This is a genomic window from Nocardioides sp. LHD-245, from assembly GCF_030929495.1.
Taxonomy (GTDB): domain Bacteria; phylum Actinomycetota; class Actinomycetes; order Propionibacteriales; family Nocardioidaceae; genus Nocardioides.
In genome coordinates, this window is the sequence record NZ_JAVFWN010000011.1 from 126,802 (window position 1) to 147,524 (window position 20,723).

The window sequence follows — 20,723 nt, forward strand, 5'->3', positions numbered from 1 at the left end:
GCGGTGAAGCTCTCAGGTAGCGATGACAGAGCGGGGAGGCAACCCAGCCACGAGCCGGCGTACGCCGTGCTCTCCACGAGGAAGCCTCCCGATGACCACTCCCTCAGGGACCCCGCGGCTCACCCCGCTGCACCACGTCCATAGCGCCCTCGGCGCGTCGTTCACCGACTTCGCGGGCTGGCAGATGCCGGTCCGCTACGGCTCGGAGACCGCGGAGCACCGCGCGGTCCGCACCCGGGCCGGGCTCTTCGACCTGACCCACATGGGCGAGATCGAGCTGACCGGGACCGGCGCCGGCGCGGCTCTGGACCACGCGCTGGTGAGCCGGCCGTCCGCGATCGGCGTCGGCCGGGCGCGCTACTCGATGATCTGCGCCGAGGACGGCGGGGTCATCGACGACCTCGTCGTCTACCGGCTCGCCGAGGAGCACTTCCTGATCGTCGCGAACGCGAGCAATGTCGCCGTCGTGGCCCCGGAACTGGCCGTCCGCGCCGAGGGGTACGACGTGCAGGTCCGTGACGCGTCGGCGGACTGGGCGCTGCTCGCGGTGCAGGGCCCGGCCTCGGCCGCCATCGTCGCCGACCTGACCGACCTCGACGTCCCGTCGCTGCGGTACTACGCCATCGACGCCGGCACCCTCGCCGGGATCGACGTGCTGCTGGCCCGCACCGGCTACACGGGCGAGGACGGCTTCGAGGTCTACTGCCGGCCGGCCGACGCGGCGGCCGCCTGGGCCGCGCTGTCCGCGGCCGGCGAGCCGCACGGGCTGGTCCCGGCCGGGCTCGCCTGCCGCGACACGCTGCGCCTGGAGGCGGGGATGCCGCTCTACGGTCACGAGCTGGACCGGAAGACCACGCCCTTCGAGGCCGGCCTCGGGCGGGTCGTCGTCCTCGACAAGCCGGGGGGCTTCGTCGGCGACGCCGCCCTCGCCCGTCGCAAGGAGGAGGGCGTGCAGCGCACGCTGGTCGGGATCGTGTCGAGCGGCCGTCGCTCGCCGCGCGCCGGCTACCCGGTCCATGATCCGGCCACCGGCGCCGAGGTCGGCGTCATCACCAGCGGCGCGCCCTCCCCCTCGCTGGAGAAGCCGATCGCGATGGCCTACGTCGCGCCGGCGCTGGCCGCACCGGGCACCCGCCTCGCCGTCTCGCTGCGCGGCACCCTCGAGGACGCCGAGGTCGTCGAGCTCCCGTTCTACTCCCGCACCCGCTGACCCACCGACCTCCAGGAGACCCCCATGAGCAACCCCACGCACCTGCGCTACACCGCCGAGCACGAGTGGATCGCCGTCGACGGCGCTGGCGGCGACCTCGCCAAGGTCGGCGTCACCGCGTACGCCGCCGACGCCCTGGGCGATGTCGTCTACGTCGACCTCCCCGGGGTCGGCAGCGGCGTCACCGCCGGCGAGACCTGCGGCGAGCTCGAGTCGACCAAGTCCGTCAGCGACCTCTACGCCCCCGTGACCGGCGAGGTCGTCGAGGTGAACGGTGCGGTCGACGCCGACCCCAGCCTGATCAACAGCGACCCGTTCGGTGAGGGCTGGCTGTTCGTCGTCAAGGTCACCGGCACCCCCGAGCTGCTCGACGCCGCCGCGTACGAAGCCCTCCTGGAGGCCTGAGGTGGGCGGCATGCCCGACCGGTCGGCGGCAAGCCACGGATCCAGGCTCAGGGCCTCGTTGTACCGTCGAGTCATGGACCGCAGGAGCCCGTGATCTCATGGCGCTGAGCGTCTTCGACCTCTACTCGATCGGCATCGGGCCGTCGTCCTCGCACACGGTCGGGCCGATGCGCGCCGCGCGCATCTTCGCGGAGGGGCTCGCCGCCGACGGGGAGCTGCCCCGCGTGGCACGGGTCCGAGCCGAGCTGTTCGGCTCGTTGGGCGCGACCGGCCACGGCCACGGGTCCGTCAAGGCGGTCATCCTCGGCCTGGAGGGCGACGACCCGGCCACGACCGACACCTCGACGTACGACGCCCGGGTCGCGGCGATCCTCCAGCGGGAGGAGCTGGACCTGGCCGGAGACCGCCGGATCCGGTTCGTCGCCGACGACGTCGTCATGCACCGGCGCCAGTCCCTGCCCGCGCACCCCAACGGCATGGTCTTCACGGCGTACGACGACGCGGGCACCGCGGTGCGGGCGCGGACGTACTACTCGGTCGGGGGCGGCTTCGTCGTCGACGAGCACCAGGCCGGCGCGGGCCGTGTGGTCGCCGACGAGACGGTGCTGCCCTACCCCTTCAGCACGGGCGGCGAGCTGCTCGCCGTCTGCGAGCGCGAGGGCATGTCCGTGTCCGACGTGATGCTCGCCAACGAGCTGACCTGGCGCGACGACGCGGAGATCCGTGCCGGGCTGCTGGAGATCTGGCGGGTGATGGCGGCCTGTGTCGAGGAGGGCTGCCATCACGAAGGCGTGCTGCCCGGCGGGCTGAAGGTGCCCCGCCGAGCACCCGAGCTCTACGCGAAGCTCTGTCGGACCGGGAGCGACGACCCGCTCGACGTCATCGACTGGGTCAACCTGTTCGCCCTGGCCGTCAACGAGCAGAACGCCTCCGGCGGCCGGATCGTCACGGCACCCACCAACGGCGCCGCCGGCATCGTGCCCGCGGTGCTGCACTACTGGGTGCGCTTCGCCGCAGCCGGGCGCACGCCCGAGCAGGTCGACGACGGCATCGTCCGCTTCCTGCTGACCGGCGCCGCGATTGGCATCCTGGCGAAGATGAACGCCTCGATCTCCGGCGCCGAGGTGGGCTGCCAGGGCGAGGTCGGCTCGGCCTGCGCCATGGCCGCCGGCGCGCTCGCCGAGCTCCTCGGTGGCACGCCCGCTCAGGTCGAGAACGCCGCCGAGGTCGGCATCGAGCACAACCTCGGCCTGACCTGCGACCCGGTCGGCGGCCTGGTCCAGATCCCCTGCATCGAGCGCAACGCGATCGCGTCGGTCAAGGCGATCAACGCCGCTCGACTGGCGATCCACGGCAACGGCTCGCACAAGGTCAGCCTCGACAAGGCGCTCAAGACGATGCGCGAGACCGGTCGCGACATGAAGACGAAGTACAAGGAGACCTCGCGCGGCGGCCTCGCCGTCAACGTGATCGAGTGCTGAGCACCGGCCGGCCGCGGCATCGGGCTCAGAGGCCGGGGAGCACGTCCCGCACGATCGCCAGCAGAGCCTCCCTCAACAGCAGGTGCGCCTGCTCGCGGCTGAGTGTCCGCTCCCGCGACCACTCCCGGATCGCTCCCCGAGCCAGCTCGCCGAACGAGCGCACGACGGCCCGGGCCGCAGGGTCCGCCGGGTCGCCGCCGACCATCTCCAGCACCCGGCCGGCCGCCAGGTCGTGCGCGCCGTCGAGGATCGCGCGGACCTCGGCGTCCTCCCCCACCCCCTCCGGGCCCCGCACCGTGAGATAGGTCGCCCGCTCGGGCGTGATCGAGCCGAGGAACCAGTACACGGCCGCGTCGACCCGCTCGGTCAGCGAGCCCGTCGGCAGCGGGACGTCCTCGAGCGTCGGCAGCAGCGAGGCGCGCCGGACGACCTCCAGGTAGAGGCTCCGCTTGTCACCGAAGTAGTGATTGAGCAGGCCCCGGGCGACCCCGGCCTCGCGGGCGATGCCGGTGGTCGACACCTCGACGTAGGGCCGCTCGGCGAAGAGCCGCTCGGCGGCCACCAGGATCTGCTCGCGCCGCTCGTCGGGGGCAAGGCGCTGGCGACGAGCGGTCTCGGTCATGACCCCAACCTACTATTGGCACTGTGCCAATAAAAGGCTACCTTGAGCCCATGGCGACCAACCTCCGGGTCCGCGATCTCCCCGTCCCCGCCGGCTTCGACATGCGCGACCACGTGTCCGGCGTCGGCGCCCACCTCGCCGGCCCGGCCAACGTGATCATGCAGCTGAGCTGGCCCGGCGTCGGCTACGGCGTCATGAACAGCCGGGTGCACGACGGAGCGGCCATGCGGCGTCCCTTCAAGCGCGGCCGGACGACGTTCACCTACCTCGCCGTCGCGCTTCTCGGCACCGACGACGACCGGGCGGCCTTCCGCAAGGAGGTCAACCGCCAGCATGCGCAGGTCGTGTCCCGGCCCGACGAGAAGGTGCAGTACCGCGCGATGGACCCGCGGCTGCAGACCTGGGTCGCCGCCTGCCTCTACTACGGCACCGTCGACATGATCGAGCGAATGCACGGCCCCCTGCCCGACGCCGAGGCGGACGCGCTCTACGCCCACTGCGCCCGCTTCGGCACCACGCTGCAGATGCCGGCCGACGCCTGGCCCGCGGACCGGGAGGCCTTCCGGCGCTACTGGGAGGAGGCCGAGGCCGAGGTCGACATCGATCCCGCGGTCGCGTCGTACCTCATGGACCTGACCCGGCTCCGCAACTTCCCGAGGCCCTTCCGCCCGCTCGGCCCGTTCGTGGTATTCGTGACGACCGGCTTCCTGCCACCGCTGTTCCGGGAGGCGATGGGCCTGACCTGGACCGCGGGCCAGCAACGCCGCTTCGACCGGCTGCTCCGGACGGCCGGCGCGGTCGAGCGCCGCCTGCCCCGCTTCCTGCGGAACTTCCCGTTCAACCTGTGGCTCGCCGACCTGCGCCTGCGCCGCCGGTTCGGCCGCCGCCTCGTGTGACCCACCAGGAGCACCCCGATGGACTTCGACCTGCCCGAGAGCGCCCTGGCCGTCCGCGAGGGCGTCGCCGCCGTCGCCGCGCGCTACGACCACGCCTACTGGTCGCGCTGCGAGGAGGAGCACCGCTTCCCGCGGGAGATCTTCGACGACCTCGGCGCCGGCGGCTGGTTCGGCCTGTGCATCCCCGAGGAGTACGGCGGCGGTGGGCAGGGCCTGCTCGAGCTGGCGGTCGCCAACATGACGCTGTGCGCCTCCGGCGGTGTGGCCGGCACCTTCTTCTACGTCACCACGCCGGGCTTCGGCGCCATGACGCTCACCCGGCACGGCACCGACGAGCAGAGGCAGCGGATCCTGCCGGGCCTCGCCGACGGCTCACTGCAGTTCTGCCTCGCGCTCACCGAGCCCGACGCCGGCAGCAACGCCATCGAGATCAAGACCGCCGCCCGCCGCGACGGCGACGAGTTCGTCATCAAGGGCCAGAAGGTGTGGATCTCCAACGTCGAGAACGCAGACTGGATGATCGCGGTCACCCGCACCGTCCCCGCCGCCGAGACCACCGCCCGCGGGCTGTCGCGCACCGCCGGGTTCACCCTGCTCCTCGTCGACGTGAAGCAGGCGCTGGCCGACGGCACCCTGTCGTACACGCCGATCCCCAAGATGGGCAGCAACATCCTGCACTCCAGCCAGGTGTTCCTCGACGACGTACGTGTGCCGGCGGCCAACGTGATCGGTGAGGTCGATGCCGGCTTCGCCGTGCTGTGGGACGTCCTCAACCCGGAGCGGATCCTCGCCGCGTCCGGCGGCATCGGCACCGCCGACGCGGCCCTCGCGATCGCCTGTGACTACGCCCGGCAACGCGAGGTCTTCGGTCGTCCGATCGGCGCCAACCAGGGCCTGCAGTTCCCGCTGGCGCAGATCAAGGCCAAGACCGAGCTGGGCCGGCTGATGACGTACCAGGCGGCGTGGCTCTTCGACCAGGGCCGGCCCTGCGGCAACGAGGCCAACGTCGCCAAGCTCACCGGCGCCCAGGTCGGCTGGGAGGCGGCCAACCAGGCCTTCCAGACCCTCGGCGGGATGGCCTACTCCAAGGAGTACCCGGTCGAGCGGATCTTCCGCGATGCCCGGATCGCCAAGAACATCCCCGTCGCCGAGGAGCTCGTCCTGGCCCACATCGGCACCCAGATGCTGGGGCTGCCGAGGAGCTACTGACGCGACAGCGCCCGGGCCACCATCCCCAGGGATCCGGCCGGGACACCGGGGCTGTAGAGGTAGCCCTGCACCTCGTCACACCCTCGCCGGCGCAGGTACTGCTCCTGCTCGGCCGTCTCGACGCCCTCGGCGACGACCGTCATGCCCAGGGCGTGGGCCATCACGATGATCGCGTCGACGATCGCCGCGTTCTCGGCGGAGTCGATCTCCTGCACGAAGGACCGGTCGATCTTGATCCGGTCGATGGGGAACCTGGTCAGGTAGGCGAGGCTGCTGTAGCCGCGACCGAAGTCGTCGATGACGATCGAGACGCCGAGTGAGCGCAGGGACTGGAGCGTCGCGACGACATCGCCGTGATCCTCGATGAGCAGACCCTCGGTGATCTCGACCTCCAGCTGCGACGGCTCGATGCCGGCGTCCGCGATGGCCGTGGCGATCTCCTCCAGCCAGGCCTGCCCCCGCAGCTGGCGTGGGGAGACGTTGACCGCGAGCCGCAGTGGGCGGCCCAGCTGCTCCTGCACCCGCGCCAGCGCGGCACAGGCGGTGGTGAGGACCCAGGCGCCCAGCTCGGCGATCATCCCGCCGTCCTCGGCGACCGGGATGAAGCGGTCCGGCGGTACGGGGCCCAGGGACGGGCTGGCCCAGCGGGCCAGCGCCTCGACGCCCACCACCTCGCCGGTGCCGAGGTCGACCTGGGGCTGGTAGACCAGCGAGAGCTCATCCTGGTCCAGCGCTTGTCGCAGCGCGGCGGACAGAGCGAGCCGGTCGTTGTTGTCCACCAGCATCTGCGGCTCGAACCAGCGGATCGCGTTCCGGCCGGCCGCCTTCGCCTGGTCGAGTGCGATGTCGACGTGCTTGAGCAGCGCCCCCGGATCCCTGCCGTCGGCGGGGAAGCGCACCGCACCCAGGCTGGCCGTGACGGCCAGCTCGTAACCGTGGAGCACCACCGGCGCGAGGACGTCGGCCATCAGCTCCTCCAGCCGCCGGTCCAGCTCGGCGCCCGAGCCCGGCTCGGCGAACACGATGACGAACTCGTCGCCCCCCAGACGCGCCACCAGGTCGTCGGTGCCGGACCACGCCAACAACCGCTCCGCGACGACGATCAGCAGCTCGTCCCCGATGTGGTGGCCCAGCGAGTCGTTGACCCGCTTGAAGTGGTCGAGATCGAGCAGCACCAGCGCGAGGTCAAGCGAACTCCGCTCGGCCCGCTCCAGCGCCTGGTCGAGGTGCCGGACGAGCAACGAGCGGTTCGGGAGGTTGGTGAGACTGTCATGGGTCGCGACGTGCTCGACGCGGCGGCGGTCCTCGATCCGGTGGCTGATGTCGAACGCCACCACGAGGAAGCCGCCCGCCGCCCCCTCGTCGGGGGCGAGGGGGACGATCGCCTCGTAGACCGGCACCGTGGTGCCGTCCTCGCGGCGGTAGGTCCACTCCGCCTCGTTCCCTGCCTCGTGGGCGAGGACCGGCGAGCCGTCCGGGTAGCGCTGTCGCTCCGCGCCGTCGATCTCGACGAGAGAGCGGCCGACGAGCTCGCACTGCTCGCGGCCGACGAGCGCCGCCGCCGCAGGGTTGGCGATCCGGATCCGGCCGGACGCGTCGGTCGCCAGGATGCTGAACGGGATCGAGTCGACGATCGCGCCCGCGAGCGCGTCGCTCTCCGCCCCGGGGTCCGTCACCCCTCCCCCATCGGCCCGGAGCCCGGCGATCAGAGCGGACCGGGACCTTGGTCCTGGGGTGCGCCGCCGAACGGTCGGCATCGTCGGGTTCCTCGACGTACGGCGCGGCGCCGTGCCTAGGGTCGAGTCGAGGGAAGGGGATCTCGTGGGTTGGTTGCAGCGAGCAGTGGGACTGCTCATTCTCGGGACGGCGCTGGCCGGCGCCGGCCTGCTCTGGTGGTCGGTGTCGGACACGGCTCGGGGCCGGGCGGCGCCGTCCGACGGCCTCGTCCTCGGGGCCTGGCACATCCTCTACGACACGGAGGCGCCGACGGTGCCGACCCTGGCTGCCGCCGGGGGCCTGGCCCTGCTCTTCGCCGCGGGTGTCGCGGCGCTGGAGCGGCGGATCGCCACCCGGGCACGTCGCAGCGACGACGGCGCCGGGCTGCCGCTCTCCCCCCGACACGTGATGGCCGAGACCCGCGGGGTCTTCCACGGCCCGGTCACCCTCACCGTCCTGGTGCCGGCCCACGACGAGGCGCAGGGCATCGCGGCCACGCTCGCCTCCCTCGCCGGCCAGTCGCGCCCGCCCGACCGGATCGTCGTCGTTGCCGACAACTGCACCGACGACACCGCGGAGATCGCGCGCCGCTCGGGGGCCGAGGTGGTCGAGAGCATCGGCAACCGGCACAAGAAGGCCGGCGCGCTCAACCAGGCGCTGACCCGGATCCTGCCCGGGCAGGGCGAGAACGACCTCGTCATGGTGATGGACGCCGACACCGTGCTCGACGACGGCTTCCTCGACGCGGTGGTGCGCCGGATGACCGACGACCGCGCACTGATGGCGGTCGGCGGCCTGTTCTACGGCGAGGAGGGCAAGGGCCTGATCGGGCAGTTCCAGCGCAACGAGTACACCCGCTACGCCCGCGACCTGCGCCGCCGCCGGGGCCGGGTGTTCGTGCTGACCGGCACGGCCACGGTGTTCCGTCCCCGCGCCCTGCGCACCGTCGCCGCCGAACGCGGCCGGCTGCTGCCCGGCGTCCCGGGCGACGTCTACGACACCCTCGTCCTCACCGAGGACAACGAGATCACGCTGGCCCTCAAGGCCCTCGGCGGCCTCACCCTCTCGCCGGCCGAGTGCACCGTCGTCACCGAGGTGATGCCGACCTGGCGGTCGCTGTGGGCCCAGCGGCTGCGCTGGCAGCGCGGCGCCCTGGAGAACCTCGGCGCCTACGGCCTGCGTCCTGCCACCTTCCGCTACTGGGCCCAACAGCTCGGCATCGGGTACGGCGTCATCGCGCTGTTCTCCTACCTGCTGCTCATGCTCCTCATGGCACTCTCCTTCGACAGCTGGGTCTGGTTCCCGTTCTGGCTCGGCACCGGCCTGGTGTTCACCGTCGAGCGGATCGTGACGGTGTGGCACGGCGGCTGGCGGGCTCGGCTGCTCGCGGCGACGCTCTTCCCCGAGCTGGTCTACGCGCTCTTCCTCGACATCGTCTACCTGAAGGGCATCATCGACATGTCACTGGGCCGCAACGCCGACTGGAAGCACGTCGTGAGCACCCCTCGCGGCGCCCGGGTGGACGCATGAGCCACCTGATGGGCACCCCGCTGCTGTCGTCGCTGGGCATCGTGTTCCCCGAGTCGTTGGTGCGCTCGCACGCGTTCGCGGTCCTGGCCGCGTTCGTCGCGATCAACACGATGGTCTACGTGACCCTGGCGGTGGCCAAGGCACTGCCGAAGGTGTTCGTCGGCGACCACCTGCCGCGGACCTACGAGCGAGCGGAGACCCGGAGCATCCATCCCGACGGGCCGCGCTGAGGGGCCGCGCCGAGGGGCTGCGGCGAACATGCCTGGGCGTCGGGCCGCGACCTCTGGGGGGGTCGGTCGCGGCCCGACATCGGACATCATGACATACCAACGGTTCATTTGGGCCGGTTGGGTGAGCATTGCCTGACACGTGTCCATCTACGTGAACAGCGGCCCTCTGGCTACTCCCAGAACACCCGATCGACGACCGCGTGGGCATGCCGCGCGACCCGCAGGTAGTCGTCGAGGAGGCGGTCGGTCTCGGAGAGCTGGTAGCCGAGGATGCCCGCCACCGCGCGGCGCTCCAGGAGCGCGCGGGGGAACTCGTCGCCGCCCCGGCCGCGCGCGAGGAGGACGGCGTTGCGAACCCGGGTGGCGAGGCGCCAGGCGGTGCCGAGCGTCTGCGCGTCGTCGTGGGTGATCAGGCCGGCCTCGGCCGCCGCCTCCAGCGCAGGGAGGGTCTGGGTGGTGCGCAACCCGGGGACCTCGGCGCCGTGCCGCAGCTGGAGCAGCTGGACGGTCCACTCGATGTCGGCCAGCCCCCCGCGCCCCAGCTTGAGGTGGAGGGCCGGGTCCGCTCCCCGCGGGAGACGCTCCTTGTCGACCCGGCCCTTGATCCGGCGCACCTCGACCACGTCGTCCTCGGTGAGGCCGCCGACCGGGTAGCGCAGCGGGTCGACGAGCGCGGTGAACCGGTCGCGCAGGCCCTGGTCGCCGACGACGGCGTCGGCGCGCAGCAGGGCCTGAGCCTCCCAGACATGGGACCACTTGGCGTAGTAGGCGGCGTACGCCTCCAGCGTCCGCACCAGCGGGCCCTGGCGCCCCTCGGGGCGCAGGTCGGCGTCGACGACGAGTGCCGGGTCGGGGCCGGGCACCGCGAGCACCCGGCGCACCTCCTCGGCGACGATCCGCGCGAAGGTCGCGGCCTCGTGGGCGTCGGTGCCCTCGACCGGGTCGTGCACGAAGAGCACGTCGGCATCGCTGCCGTAGGACAGCTCGAAGCCGCCGTAGCGGCCCATCGCGATGACCGCCATCCGGGTCGGCGCGTCGTCGATCCCGCGGGCCCGGAGAGTCGACTCGATCGCGCCCTGCAGGGTCGCCTCCAAGGTCGCGTCGGTGAGCCGGGTCAGCGCGTTGCCGACGTCGATGACGTCGACCAGCCCGAGGACGTCACCGGCGGCGATGCGCAGCAGCTCGCGGCGGCGCACCGCACGCAGGGCGAGCACCCCCTTCTCGAAGCCCTGCTGACGGCGGCCGGTGGCGAGCATCTCCTCGGTCAACGCGGCCGAGCCGAGCGGGCGCAGATCGCCGCCGAGGAGCCGGACGCCGGCCGGCTCGCGCTCCAGCAGGTCGGTGCAGTAGCGGGAGGTCGCGAGCAGGTGGGCCAGCCGCTCGGCGGCCTCGCCCTCGTCGCGCAGCGTCGAGAGGTACCACGGCGTGCGGCCCAGCGCCTCGCTGATCCGGCGGAAGCCGAACAGCCCGCCGTCCGGGTCGGAGCACTCGGCGAACCACTGCAGCATGGCGGGCAGCAGGGTGCGCTGGATGGCCGCGGTGCGGCTGACACCGGACGTCAGCGCCTCCAGGTTGCGCAGCGCGGCCTGGGGGTCGGCGTACCCGAGCGCGGCCAGCCGCTCGCCCGCGGCCTCCGAGGACAGGCGCACCTCGTCGGAGCCGATCCGGGCGACCGCGGTGAGCAGCGGCCGGTAGAAGATCTTCTGGTGCAGCCGGCTGACCTCGCGGCGGTGGTCCTGCCAGGTCTCCTCGAGCTGCTTGCGCGACTCCTTGAGGAAGCCCAGGCTGCGTCCGAGGCGACGCAACGACGCCTCGTCGGCCGGGAGGACGTGGGTGCGCTGCAGCCGGTGGAGCTGGATCCGGTGCTCCAGCTGACGCAGGAAGGCATACGCCCGGTGCAGCGCCTCGCCGTCCTCGCGGCCCACGTAGCCCCCCTCCGTCAGGCGGGCCAACGCGCTCAGGGTCGTCGGCGGCCGGATCGAATCATCGGCGCGGCCGTGCACCAGTTGGAGCAGCTGGACAGCGAACTCGACGTCGCGCAACCCACCGGCGCCGAGCTTGAGCTGGCGGTCCGCCTCCTTGGCCGGGATGTGCTCGAGGACCCGCCGTCGCATCGCCCGGGCGGCGTCGACGAAGCCCTCCCGGCCCGCGGCCGACCACACCATCGGCGCGGTCATCGCGACGAACTCGGCACCGAGCGCGAGATCGCCGGCGACCGGGCGCGCCTTGAGCAGCGCCTGGAACTCCCACGGCTCGGCCCAGCGCTCGTAGTAGCTCTGGTGGCTGGCGAGGGTCCGGCTCAGCGGCCCCGCCTTGCCCTCGGGACGCAGCGCCGCGTCGACCGGCCAGATGGTGCCCTCCGCGGTGTGGTCGGCGCAGACCTGCATCAGCTGCGCGGCCAGGCGCGCGGCGACCCGCTCGTCGCCGTCGTGCACGAAGAGCACGTCGACGTCGGAGACGTAGTTGAGCTCGTGGCCGCCGCACTTGCCCATCGCAACAACCGCCAGCCGGGTGTCGTCGGCCGCCGCGCCCAGTCGCACCCGGGCGACCGCGAGCGCCGCGTCGAGCGTCCCGGCCGCGAGATCGGACAGCTCCGCGGCCGCGTCGTCCACGCCGAGGTGGTGGGTCAGGTCGCGCGCGGCGAGCCGCAGCAGGTGGCGGCGGTACTCCACGCGCAGCGCGTCGACGGCCTCCCGGTCGGGCTTCCCGGCGACCGCGTCGAGGAGCGCAGCACGCACGGCCCAGGCCGCGGGCCGGGTCGACCCCAGCGCCGGGTCGGCGAGCTCACGCCAGTGCGTCGGGTGGGTGGCCAGATGATCGGCCAGCGCCGCGCTCGCGCCGAGGACACCGAGCAGCCGCATCGCGGTCCCCTCGTCGTCGCGGACCGCGGCCAGCAGCGCGGCGCGCTCGCCCGTCTCCTCAGCGGCCTCGGCGAGGCGGCACAGCCCCCGTAGCGCGGCGTCCGGGTCGGCGGTGCGGCCCAGCAGCGCGAGCAGGTCCGTGCCGCCCGGCCCGAGCTGCTCGAGGTCCGCGACCGCCCGGTCGAGGTCGACGAAGCCGAGTCTGAGCAGCTCGGTGCGCGGCGTGGCCCGGATCACCGGAGTCCCTTCCCTCGTCTTGCCGCCAGGCGGGGGGCAGCGTGGCGCCCGCGCGCAGCGCATCGGAGGCAAGCATGGGCCCGAAGGGTCCGTGCGCAGCCTTCGATAGGCGACACGCTCGGCCCCACAGTCACAGGACCGTTCCCTGGTGCCGCCAGGCGGCCGCAACCACCGACCGCCTCGACCGCGCGGCCGGCAGCGTGGCGCCCGCGCGCAGCGCATCGGAGGCAAGCATGGGCCCGAAGGGTCCGTGCGCAGCCTTCGATAGGCGACACGCTCGGCCCCGACATCACAGCACGGGCAGCATGCGGTCCCGCTCGAAGGCCGAGACCTGACCGCGGTACTCGTCCCACTCGGCCCGCTTGTTGCGCAGGAAGAAGTCGAAGACCTGCTCCCCCAGCGTCTCGGCCAGCAGCTCGGAGTGCTCGGCCACCTCGATCGCCTCGTTCAGGCTCTTCGGCAGCGGCTCGATGCCGAGGCTGCGGCGCTCCCGCTCGGTCAGCGCCCAGACGTCGTCCTCCGCCTCGCGGGGCAGCTCGTAGTCGTTCTCGATGCCCTTCATTCCGGCGGCGAGCACGGCGGCGTACGCGAGGTAGGGGTTGCACGCCGAGTCGATGGTGCGCAGCTCGACGCGGGTCGACTGGCCCTTCATCGGCTTGTACATCGGCACCCGCACCATCGCGGAGCGGTTGTTGTGGCCCCAGCAGATGTACGACGGCGCCTCGCCGCCGAACATCATCCGCTTGTAGGAGTTGACCCACTGGTTGGTGACCACGCTGATCTCGCTGGCATGGCGCAGGATGCCCGCGATGAACTGACGGCCGGTACGCGAGAGCTGGTACTCCGCACCGGCCTCGTAGAAGGCGTTCTGGTCGCCCTCGAAGAGGGAGAGGTGCGTGTGCATGCCGGAGCCGGGGTGCGTGGTGAACGGCTTGGGCATGAAGGTCGCCCAGATGCCCTGGTTGAGCGCGACCTCCCGGATGACGGTGCGGAAGGTCATGATGTTGTCGGCGGTGGTGAGTGCGTCGGCGTAGCGCAGGTCGATCTCCTGCTGGCCGGGACCGCCCTCGTGATGGCTGAACTCGACCGAGATCCCCATCGCCTCGAGCATCGTGATCGCCTCACGGCGGAAGTCGGAGCCGTGCGAGTGCGCGGCATGGTCGAAGTAGCCGCTGCGGTCGATCGGCACCGGCTCGTCGCCCGCGCGCGGCTCGTCCTTGAACAGGTAGAACTCGATCTCGGGATGGGTGTAGAAGGTGAAGCCCTGCTCGGCAGCCTTGCCCAGGGTCCGCTTGAGCGCGTTGCGCGGATCGGCGTACGACGGGGAGCCGTCGGGCATCACGATGTCGCAGAACATCCGGGCCGTGGCCGGTCCCTCGCTGCTGCGCCACGGCAGGATCTGGAAGGTCGTCGGGTCGGGCAGCGCGAGCATGTCGGCCTCGTAGACCCGCGCGAAGCCCTCGATCGCCGATCCGTCGAACCCGATGCCCTCGGAGAAGGCCCCCTCGAGCTCCGCGGGGGCGACGGCCACCGACTTGAGGAACCCCAGGACGTCGGTGAACCACAGGCGCACGAACCGGACGTCGCGCTCCTCGAGAGCGCGCAGGACGAAGTCCTCTTGCTTACCCATGGCCGCAGCCTAGTGTCGCCGTGTCACGGGCGTGTTGCGGCACCGTCGACCCGGACGCAGCACCCGGGCCCCGGAGCGATCGCCACCGCGGTGTCGTCCGGGCCGGCGAGCCGTCGCGCCAGGCTCCCGACAAAGGCGTGGTTGAGCCCGCAGACCAGGCCGCGGTGATCGGCCGCCAGCCGGTCGAAGGGACAGTTCGCCAGGGCCAGTCCGCCCTCGGCGGCACGGGGCTCGTACCCCAGCGCGGCCAGCGCGTCGGCCAACGAGTGCCCGCCCCGCAACTGCCCCGCCACCTGCTCGGCGGCGTCCTCGGCGGCCGCGGTCAGGGCATCGGCCATCGAGGTCCCCTCCAAGGTCCGCTCCACCGCGTCGGCCAGCACCTGCCCGGCCAGGTCATAGCGCCGGCTCGGCACACTCACCGACAGCTCTCGGCGCGAGCGGCGGTAGAGCTTCGCGGGTCGCCCCGCGCCGGGGCCCGTACGCCCGGTCAGCCGGCGGAACTCGGTCACCAGCAGGCCTTCGGCGACGAGTCGCTCGAGGTGGAACTTCGCCGTGTGCCGGGGTACGTCGACGCCGCTGGCCGCCTGGTCCCGGCTCACCGCGCCGGGCTGCTCGGCGACGAAACGGTAGAGCGCGCGGCGCACCGGATCGGCCAGCGACCCCACCCGCGCGACCCGTTGCCCGAACGCCTCGTCCATCTCGGCCCCTCCCCCCGGACTGCGCGGAATCTCTAGCAGACACGAGTCTTGCCGAAAGATCCGCACAGGTCTACCGTCAATTGTGGTGTCCCTTACAAGGGGACCTCAGAAAGGGGCCGGACATGGCCAGCACCCACGCGTGGGACAACCTCACCCACGAGATGCGCGAGGAGATGCACGACCTCACGCACTTCGCCACCGCCGACGCCGCTCACCAGGGCCGCGTGGCCCTCTGGGCGACCTTCACCCTGCTCCCCATCCTGTGGGGACTCGACATGATGACCAGCCTCGTGACGGAGACCGCCACCTGGGAGGCCACGATCGCGACCTGGACCGACAACCTGCTGCCCGGCGACGCCGGCGACGCGGTGATGTGGGTCGGCGCGATCACGCTCGTGATCGGGCTGCTCGTCGCTGCCATGCCCCAGTTCGGCGGGGATGCCCTCGGCATCTGGTTCACCCTCCTGGCCGTCAACCTGTTCAGCGTCGACCAGATGGAGTTCCTCGGCCTCGGGATGCTCGCCCTCGCGGTGTGCTGCTTCGCGATGGCCCGGATGATGCGGGGCGACCACCGCAGGGAGGCGTAGCGCCCGTCAGTCTGTGGGGACGTCGGCCGCCAGCTCGGCCAGCCAGGCGGCCGGGCTGGCGTCCGACGGCATCCGCCAGTCGCCGCGCGGCGACATGGTGCCGCCGGGGCTGACCTTCGGTCCGTTGGGCAGCGCGGAGCGCTTGAACTGGCTGCTGAAGAAGCGCCTGACGAACACCTCGAGCCACCTGCGGATCGTCGCGAGGTCGTACGACGCCTCACCGCTTCCCCACGCGTGGTGGGCCAGGAAGGCGATCTTGCTGGGCCGGTAGCCGCGGCGCAGCACGTGGTAGAGCGTGAAGTCCTGCAGGGCGTAGGGGCCGACCGAGTCCTCGGTGCGCTGCTCGCCACCGGGGATCAGCTCGGGGGTGATCTCCTGCTCCAGGATCGCCTGGAGCACCTGATCGGCCTCGTCGTCGTAGTGCCCGTCGTGGAGCTGGTCGGTGTCGATCACCCAGCGGATCAGGTGCTGGATCAGCGTCTTCGGCACGCCCGCGTTGACGTTGTAGTGCGACATCTGGTCGCCCACGCCGTACGTGCACCAGCCGAGCGCCAGCTCGGACAGGTCACCGGTGCCGAGCACGATGCCGCCCCGGTGGTTGGCGAGCCGGAACAGGTAGTCGGTGCGCAGGCCGGCCTGGACGTTCTCGAAGGTGATGTCGTAGACCGGCTCGCCGTCACTGAACGGGTGGTCGAGGTCGCGCAGCATCTGGGTCGCGGCCGGCGTGATGTCGAGCTCGGCGAAGGTGCAGCCCAGCGCCAGGGAGAGCCGGGTCGCGTACGACTTCGTCGCCTCGCCCGTCGCGAAGCCCGGCAGCGTGAACGCGTGGATGTCGCTGCGCGGGCGGCCCAGCCGGTCCATCGCCTTGGCCGCGACGATCAGCGCGTGCGTCGAGTCCAGACCGCCGCTGACGCCGATCACGATCTTGGGCTGGCCGATGGCCGACAGCCGCTGCTCGAGCCCGGAGACCTGGATGTTGTAGGCCTCGTAGCAGTCCTGGGCGAGCCGGGCGGGGTCGTCGGGGACGAACGGGAACCGGTCGACCTTGCGGCGCAGCCCGATGTCGCCGGCGGGCGGCTCGAGCTCGAACTCCACCCGCTCGAAGTGCGTCGGCTCGACGCCCTCGGCGACCCGGTTGTCGTCGAAGGTGCCCTGCCGCATCCGCTCCTGGCGCAGCCGGTCGAGGTCGACGTCGACCACCGTGGCGCGCGGGCCGTCGGGGAAGCGCTCGCTCTGCCCCAGCAGGTCGCCCATCTCGTAGACCATCGTCTGGCCGTCCCACGACAGGTCGGTGGTCGACTCGCCCAACCCAGCCGCCGCGTAGACGTACGCCGCGTTGCAGCGGGCGCTCGCGCTGCGGGCGAGCAGGTGGCGGTCCTCGGCGCGGGCGATGGTGATCGGGCTGCCGGAGAGGTTGGCGAGCACGGTCGCCCCGGCCAGGGCTGCGGTCGCGCTGGGCGGGATCGGCACCCACATGTCCTCGCAGACCTCGACGTGCAGGTCGAGACCGCGCACGTCGGTGGCCGAGAAGATCAGGTCGTTGCCGAACGGCACCTGCTCGCCGTTGAGCTCGATCGTGCTGCCGTCGGTGGCGCGCTGCGTGGCCCCCGAAGCGAACCAGCGCGCCTCGTAGAACTCGCGGTAGGTCGGCAGGTACGACTTCGGCGCCACGCCGAGCACCCGCCCGCCGTGGATCACCACGGCGCAGTTGAACACCCGGTTGCCGCTCGCCAGCGGCGCGCCGACCACGAGAACCGGCCGCAGATCGGCCGAGACGACGGTCAGGTCGAGGATCGCCTCGCGCACCGCGTCGAGCAGCGTGTCCTGGAGGACGAGATCGTCGATCGCGTACCCGGACAGGCCCAGCTCCGGGAAGACCGCGACCGCCACCCCGTCGGCGTGGAGTGCGCGCGCCTGCTCGACGGTGCGGGCGGCGTTGGTCGCCGGGTCCGCGATGGCGACGGGCAGCGTCACCGCGGCGATCCGGGCGAACCCGTGGGCGTAGGCCGAGTAGAAGTCCACGGGCCGAGTCTAGGGACCGGCGAGGGTGCCGACCGCGACGCTCGCCTCGCGCAAAGCCGCGGACCCGCTGGTCAGCCGCTCGAAGGAGCCGGTGTCGGCATGCCAGACGGCGAGGTACCAGGTCTCGTCGGCCGGCTCGATCGTCGGCTCGCTGACGGGCGAGGCGCGTAGCAGCACGGTGTCGGCGTCGAGCAGGTCGACGACGGAGAGGTACTGCCCGTTGCCATAGACACCGTTCGGGTCCGGCGCGGTCGCGGCGGCGAGGAGCTCTCCGGTCGCGGCGTCGAGCAGCAGCGGTCCCGTCTCCTCCGTCGGAAGCCGGGTGCCGGCGCCGACCGCCGCGACCCGGCCGTACCCGAGGGCGACGCTGTTGGTCCAGAGGTTCGACGGCAGGCTGCGCACCTCGCTGTCGCCCTGCCACACGTCGAAGCCCGCGAAGGCCTCCGGCTGCTCGACCACGTCCCCGCCGGGGCGTGGGTCGATCCCGAGACCGAGTCCGTAGCCCGCGCCCCACGGCGGCTTGCGCGACGAGCCGTCGAGCCCCATCACCCAGGTGTCCCGCCAGTGCAGCACGGCCAGCTCCTCGCCGCCGGGGAGCCAGCGCAGCTCCGGCGTGGCGTCCCAGGGACCCGCGAGCGAGTCGGGCCACGGCAACACCGCGTCGTCGCCGGTGCTCAGGTCGACGACCCGCACGCCGGCGGCGGTGCCGAGGGCGAGCCGGCGGCCGTCGTACGAGAGGGCGGTGGTGACCTTGTCGCTGGTGTCCGGGACGCTGCTCCACTGTTCGTCGTCGCCGAGCAGCAGCACGTCACGGTTCGGCCGGGGCCAGGCCAGCAGGGCTCGGCCCGGCAGCCGGTCGCGGATGCTCGGTGCACTCGCGGGCGGGTCGACGCGGCGCGGCAGCAGGGACGGGCGCACCGGGGCGGCGGCCAGCGTGAGCGGGTCCCAGGCGTCGATCCGGGCCTCTACAGCGGTCTCCGTCACCCCCGTCGTACCGCTCGTCGGTGCGACGGGCGGCGGCTCGGCATCGCCTCCCTGCCGGGTCACCAGAACGCCGAGCAGCACGATCAGCACGACGGCCAGCGCCGCGCCGCCGACCACCCGCTGCTGCGTACGCCGCCGTCGCGCCTCCCGCACCGCCGCCTCGCCCCGGGCAGCGGGCCGGACCAGGTCGAGCAGCTCCGGCGCCCCGGTGCGCAGCCGGGCCAGCGCGGCGGCGTTCTGGCTCTTCACCGTCCCGATCGCGACACCGAGGACCTCGGCGGTCTCGCGCTCGGTCAGGTCGTCGAAGTGGCGCAGCACCACGACCGCCCGCTGTGCCGACGTCAGCCGCGCCAGTGCCTTCTGCACGACGAGCACGGCGTCGGGGTCCGAGGACACCGCGGCCGACCGAGCGACCGGATCCGAGGCCGGGACCTCCCGCCCGTTCCGGCGCCACAGGGACACGTGGTCGCGGGCGATCACCCGCCGCGCGTACGCCGTCGGGTGCCCACTCCGCAGCCGGCGCCAGCGCAGGGCGACCTTGACCAGGGCCTCCTGGACCAGGTCCTCGGCCCGGTGCAGGTCGCCCGTGAGCAGGTACGCCGAACGCAGCAGCGGCGCCTCGGCGCCCGCCGCCCATGCGCTGAACTCGTCGTCCATCGTCCTCGGTGCTCCCGTCGGCTCCGGTCTGCCTCTGCCCATCCAACGCCACGGGCTCGCTCGATGGTTGGCGCGACTTCGCGATGAGTCGGCGGCCCGGTACCGGTCTGCACCGCCATGAGCATCGCGAGCAACCACATCCAGCCCTGCCTGTGGTTCGACGACGACCTGGAGGAGGCCGTCCGCTTCTACACCGCGATCTTCCCCAACTCCTCGATCGACCACCTGGGTTCGGGCGCCGGGGAGTTCACCCTCGACGGCCTGACCTTCCGCGCGATCAACGGCGGGCCGGCGTTCGCGTTCAGCCAGGCGGTGTCGTTCGCGATCTCCTGTGCGGACCAGTTCGAGGTCGACTACTACTGGGACTCCCTCGCCGACGGCGGCGAGGAGTCGGTCTGCGGGTGGCTGAAGGACCGGTTCGGCCTGTCCTGGCAGATCGTCCCGGCGCGCCTCTACGAGCTGGCCGCCGACCCGGATCCCGAACGGGCCCTGGCCGTCGGCCGGGCGATGCTGGGGATGCGGCGGATCGTCGTCGCGGAGCTCGAGGCCGCCGCCGATGCGGTCAATCGCGCGGAGTGAGCATCACCAACAGGTGTGCGAGCGCCTCCGCTGCCGGTGACTCCCGGGAGGCAGCGGTCTCGGGCACGATCCCCGGTGCCGCGCGACGCAGCTCGATCCAGCCCAGATAGGCGGCGTAGGTCGCCACCGCCTGCCGCCGCGCGGCAGCTGCGTCGAGTCCGACCTCGGCGAACAGCGACGTCAGGTGGTCCAGCCGTCTCTCGGTGACCCGGGCCAGCACCGCTCCGACGACGGGGTGCTGGGCGTGCGCGACGATCGCCGGCTCGAGCCCGGCGACGGTGTCGTCGGTCAGCGCACCGTAGAAGAGCGCCTCGAGGCGTGTCCGAGGATCGACGATGTCGGACAGTCCCGCGATGAAGCCGACGGTGGACTGCTCCTCCCAGAGCAGCAGCGCCTCCTTCAGCAGCGCGGCCCGGTCCTTGAAATGCCAGTAGAAGCTGCCCCGGGTCACGCCCAATTTCTTGGCGAGCGGGTCGACCGCCACCCCGCTGACACCGCTCGCCGCCAGCGCCGCCAGCGCCGCGAACAACCACTCCTCGCGCGTGACCTTCACCTGCGGCATATCCATACAGTACCGTATGGATATCCATACAGAGTTGTATGGAACTGTGTCGAAGGAGTCCGCCATGCCCGTCCTCGCCGCCGCCATCGGAGCCGCACTGCTCGCCATCGCGGCACTCCACCTGACCTGGGCCGTCACGCCCTGGCCCCTGCCCACCGTCGCCGACCTGGCACGCGACGTCGTCGGGCGCAGCGACGGATCGCTGCGTCGCGCGGTGTTCGTCCCCGCGACCGTCGCGGTCGCCGCCGCGCTGACCGTCGCCGCCTGGCTGGTGGCGCTGCACGGGGAGGTGTTGTCGTCCCCGCTGTCCGACGACATCACCCGCGCCGGGACCTGGGGCGTGGCGATCGTGCTCCTCGGCCGTGGCGCGCTCGGGCTCGCCGAGGCCGGCTCGGGACGGGGCGACCGCCCGCCGTCGTACCGCCGCCTGAACCTGCGGATCTACTCGCCGCTGTGCCTCGTGCTGGGAGCTGCGACAGCGACCGTCGCGCTGGCGTGACACTGACGCGACAAGGGCTGCGGGGTGACCGAGCACACAGCGCGCCGGGCCCCTCCGCGCGACTAGCCTCGTCAGTGCCCGTCACACGAACGTGGACCCGCATGCGCG

Annotated in this window: 18 protein-coding genes; 10 read left to right on the forward strand and 8 right to left on the reverse strand. The window is 72.4% G+C overall.

The window, feature by feature from the left end; translation table 11 throughout:
• Positions 1–91 precede the first annotated feature (91 nt).
• The 3 genes from gcvT (at position 92) to RB608_RS16920 (ending at position 3,096) form a co-directional block, all read left to right on the forward strand.
• Complete coding sequence (gene gcvT, locus RB608_RS16910) at positions 92–1,210, forward strand: glycine cleavage system aminomethyltransferase GcvT (protein ID WP_308089212.1); 1,119 nt, start codon at positions 92–94, stop codon at positions 1,208–1,210.
• Between the two features lie 24 nt (positions 1,211–1,234).
• Positions 1,235–1,615, forward strand: coding sequence for a glycine cleavage system protein GcvH (gene gcvH / locus RB608_RS16915; protein WP_308089213.1), 381 nt, complete (start codon positions 1,235–1,237; stop codon positions 1,613–1,615).
• 98 nt (positions 1,616–1,713) lie between these two features.
• Positions 1,714–3,096: an L-serine ammonia-lyase gene (locus tag RB608_RS16920; RefSeq protein WP_308089214.1), complete on the forward strand. Its 1,383-nt coding sequence runs from the start codon at positions 1,714–1,716 to the stop codon at positions 3,094–3,096.
• Positions 3,097–3,121: 25 nt separating this feature from the next.
• Here RB608_RS16920 and RB608_RS16925 read toward each other — a convergent pair whose 3' ends face one another.
• Complete coding sequence (locus RB608_RS16925; RefSeq protein ID WP_308089215.1) at positions 3,122–3,718, reverse strand: helix-turn-helix domain-containing protein; 597 nt, start codon at positions 3,716–3,718, stop codon at positions 3,122–3,124.
• Positions 3,719–3,768: 50 nt separating this feature from the next.
• Here RB608_RS16925 and RB608_RS16930 point away from each other — a divergent pair, with 50 nt between their 5' ends.
• Together RB608_RS16930 and RB608_RS16935 are read left to right on the forward strand one after the other, a co-directional pair.
• Entirely contained in the window at positions 3,769–4,614 is an 846-nt protein-coding gene (locus RB608_RS16930) for an oxygenase MpaB family protein (RefSeq protein WP_308089216.1), read from the forward strand.
• A gap of 18 nt (positions 4,615–4,632) precedes the next feature.
• Positions 4,633–5,823, forward strand: coding sequence for an acyl-CoA dehydrogenase family protein (locus RB608_RS16935; RefSeq protein WP_308089217.1), 1,191 nt, complete (start codon positions 4,633–4,635; stop codon positions 5,821–5,823).
• Here RB608_RS16935 and RB608_RS16940 read toward each other — a convergent pair.
• Entirely contained in the window at positions 5,817–7,499 is a 1,683-nt protein-coding gene (locus RB608_RS16940) for an EAL domain-containing protein (protein ID WP_308089218.1), read from the reverse strand. The two genes, RB608_RS16935 and RB608_RS16940, sit on opposite strands and share 7 nt — an antisense overlap.
• Positions 7,500–7,665: 166 nt before the next feature.
• Here RB608_RS16940 and RB608_RS16945 point away from each other — a divergent pair, with 166 nt between their 5' ends.
• Together RB608_RS16945 and RB608_RS16950 are read left to right on the forward strand one after the other, a co-directional pair.
• Positions 7,666–9,069, forward strand: coding sequence for a glycosyltransferase family 2 protein (locus RB608_RS16945; RefSeq protein WP_308089219.1), 1,404 nt, complete (start codon positions 7,666–7,668; stop codon positions 9,067–9,069).
• Positions 9,066–9,299 carry a hypothetical protein gene (locus tag RB608_RS16950; RefSeq protein WP_308089220.1) on the forward strand — a complete coding sequence of 78 codons (234 nt, stop codon included), beginning with the start codon at positions 9,066–9,068 and terminating at the stop codon, positions 9,297–9,299. Before RB608_RS16945 ends, RB608_RS16950 begins: the two co-directional genes overlap by 4 nt.
• Before the next feature lie 170 nt (positions 9,300–9,469).
• Here the strand turns inward: RB608_RS16950 and RB608_RS16955 are convergent, their stop codons facing one another.
• The 3 genes from RB608_RS16955 to RB608_RS16965 all read right to left on the reverse strand — a co-directional run bounded on the left by RB608_RS16955 (position 9,470) and on the right by RB608_RS16965 (position 14,725).
• Positions 9,470–12,397: a bifunctional [glutamine synthetase] adenylyltransferase/[glutamine synthetase]-adenylyl-L-tyrosine phosphorylase gene (locus RB608_RS16955; RefSeq protein WP_308089221.1), complete on the reverse strand. Its 2,928-nt coding sequence runs from the start codon at positions 12,395–12,397 to the stop codon at positions 9,470–9,472.
• A gap of 289 nt (positions 12,398–12,686) precedes the next feature.
• Entirely contained in the window at positions 12,687–14,027 is a 1,341-nt protein-coding gene (locus tag RB608_RS16960) for a glutamine synthetase family protein (RefSeq protein WP_308089222.1), read from the reverse strand.
• A gap of 23 nt (positions 14,028–14,050) precedes the next feature.
• Positions 14,051–14,725, reverse strand: a complete 675-nt coding sequence (locus RB608_RS16965; protein WP_308089223.1) for a helix-turn-helix domain-containing protein — start codon at positions 14,723–14,725, stop codon at positions 14,051–14,053.
• Positions 14,726–14,847: 122 nt separating this feature from the next.
• Here RB608_RS16965 and RB608_RS16970 point away from each other — a divergent pair, with 122 nt between their 5' ends.
• Positions 14,848–15,312: a hypothetical protein gene (locus RB608_RS16970; protein ID WP_308089224.1), complete on the forward strand. Its 465-nt coding sequence runs from the start codon at positions 14,848–14,850 to the stop codon at positions 15,310–15,312.
• A gap of 6 nt (positions 15,313–15,318) precedes the next feature.
• On the opposite strand, the gene RB608_RS16975 is transcribed toward RB608_RS16970, so the two are convergent.
• Together RB608_RS16975 and RB608_RS16980 are read right to left on the reverse strand one after the other, a co-directional pair.
• Positions 15,319–17,334 carry an NAD(+) synthase gene (locus RB608_RS16975; protein ID WP_308089225.1) on the reverse strand — a complete coding sequence of 672 codons (2,016 nt, stop codon included), beginning with the start codon at positions 17,332–17,334 and terminating at the stop codon, positions 15,319–15,321.
• Between the two features lie 9 nt (positions 17,335–17,343).
• Complete coding sequence (locus RB608_RS16980) at positions 17,344–18,975, reverse strand: SigE family RNA polymerase sigma factor (RefSeq protein WP_308089226.1); 1,632 nt, start codon at positions 18,973–18,975, stop codon at positions 17,344–17,346.
• Between the two features lie 117 nt (positions 18,976–19,092).
• Here RB608_RS16980 and RB608_RS16985 point away from each other — a divergent pair, with 117 nt between their 5' ends.
• Entirely contained in the window at positions 19,093–19,554 is a 462-nt protein-coding gene (locus RB608_RS16985; protein WP_308089227.1) for a VOC family protein, read from the forward strand.
• Here the strand turns inward: RB608_RS16985 and RB608_RS16990 are convergent.
• A complete protein-coding gene (locus tag RB608_RS16990) occupies positions 19,538–20,116 on the reverse strand; it encodes a TetR family transcriptional regulator (protein WP_308089228.1) in 579 nt (192 codons plus the stop codon). The genes RB608_RS16985 and RB608_RS16990 overlap by 17 nt on opposite strands.
• 64 nt (positions 20,117–20,180) lie before the next feature.
• Here RB608_RS16990 and RB608_RS16995 point away from each other — a divergent pair, with 64 nt between their 5' ends.
• Positions 20,181–20,615, forward strand: a complete 435-nt coding sequence (locus RB608_RS16995) for a DUF3995 domain-containing protein (RefSeq protein ID WP_308089229.1) — start codon at positions 20,181–20,183, stop codon at positions 20,613–20,615.
• Positions 20,616–20,723 lie beyond the last annotated feature (108 nt).

What these genes read in the sequence shown, in the direction of transcription:
- gcvT (WP_308089212.1), top strand. Translation starts at nt 92, where the DNA reads ATGACCACTCCCTCAGGGACCCCGCGGCTCACCCCGCTGCACCACGTC.
- gcvH (WP_308089213.1), top strand. Translation starts at nt 1,235, where the DNA reads ATGAGCAACCCCACGCACCTGCGCTACACCGCCGAGCACGAGTGGATC.
- RB608_RS16920 (WP_308089214.1), top strand. Translation starts at nt 1,714, where the DNA reads ATGGCGCTGAGCGTCTTCGACCTCTACTCGATCGGCATCGGGCCGTCG.
- RB608_RS16925 (WP_308089215.1), bottom strand. Translation starts at nt 3,718, where the DNA reads ATGACCGAGACCGCTCGTCGCCAGCGCCTTGCCCCCGACGAGCGGCGC.
- RB608_RS16930 (WP_308089216.1), top strand. Translation starts at nt 3,769, where the DNA reads ATGGCGACCAACCTCCGGGTCCGCGATCTCCCCGTCCCCGCCGGCTTC.
- RB608_RS16935 (WP_308089217.1), top strand. Translation starts at nt 4,633, where the DNA reads ATGGACTTCGACCTGCCCGAGAGCGCCCTGGCCGTCCGCGAGGGCGTC.
- RB608_RS16950 (WP_308089220.1), top strand. Translation starts at nt 9,066, where the DNA reads ATGAGCCACCTGATGGGCACCCCGCTGCTGTCGTCGCTGGGCATCGTG.
- RB608_RS16960 (WP_308089222.1), bottom strand. Translation starts at nt 14,027, where the DNA reads ATGGGTAAGCAAGAGGACTTCGTCCTGCGCGCTCTCGAGGAGCGCGAC.
- RB608_RS16965 (WP_308089223.1), bottom strand. Translation starts at nt 14,725, where the DNA reads ATGGACGAGGCGTTCGGGCAACGGGTCGCGCGGGTGGGGTCGCTGGCC.
- RB608_RS16970 (WP_308089224.1), top strand. Translation starts at nt 14,848, where the DNA reads ATGGCCAGCACCCACGCGTGGGACAACCTCACCCACGAGATGCGCGAG.
- RB608_RS16980 (WP_308089226.1), bottom strand. Translation starts at nt 18,975, where the DNA reads ATGGACGACGAGTTCAGCGCATGGGCGGCGGGCGCCGAGGCGCCGCTG.
- RB608_RS16985 (WP_308089227.1), top strand. Translation starts at nt 19,093, where the DNA reads ATGAGCATCGCGAGCAACCACATCCAGCCCTGCCTGTGGTTCGACGAC.
- RB608_RS16990 (WP_308089228.1), bottom strand. Translation starts at nt 20,116, where the DNA reads ATGCCGCAGGTGAAGGTCACGCGCGAGGAGTGGTTGTTCGCGGCGCTG.
- RB608_RS16995 (WP_308089229.1), top strand. Translation starts at nt 20,181, where the DNA reads ATGCCCGTCCTCGCCGCCGCCATCGGAGCCGCACTGCTCGCCATCGCG.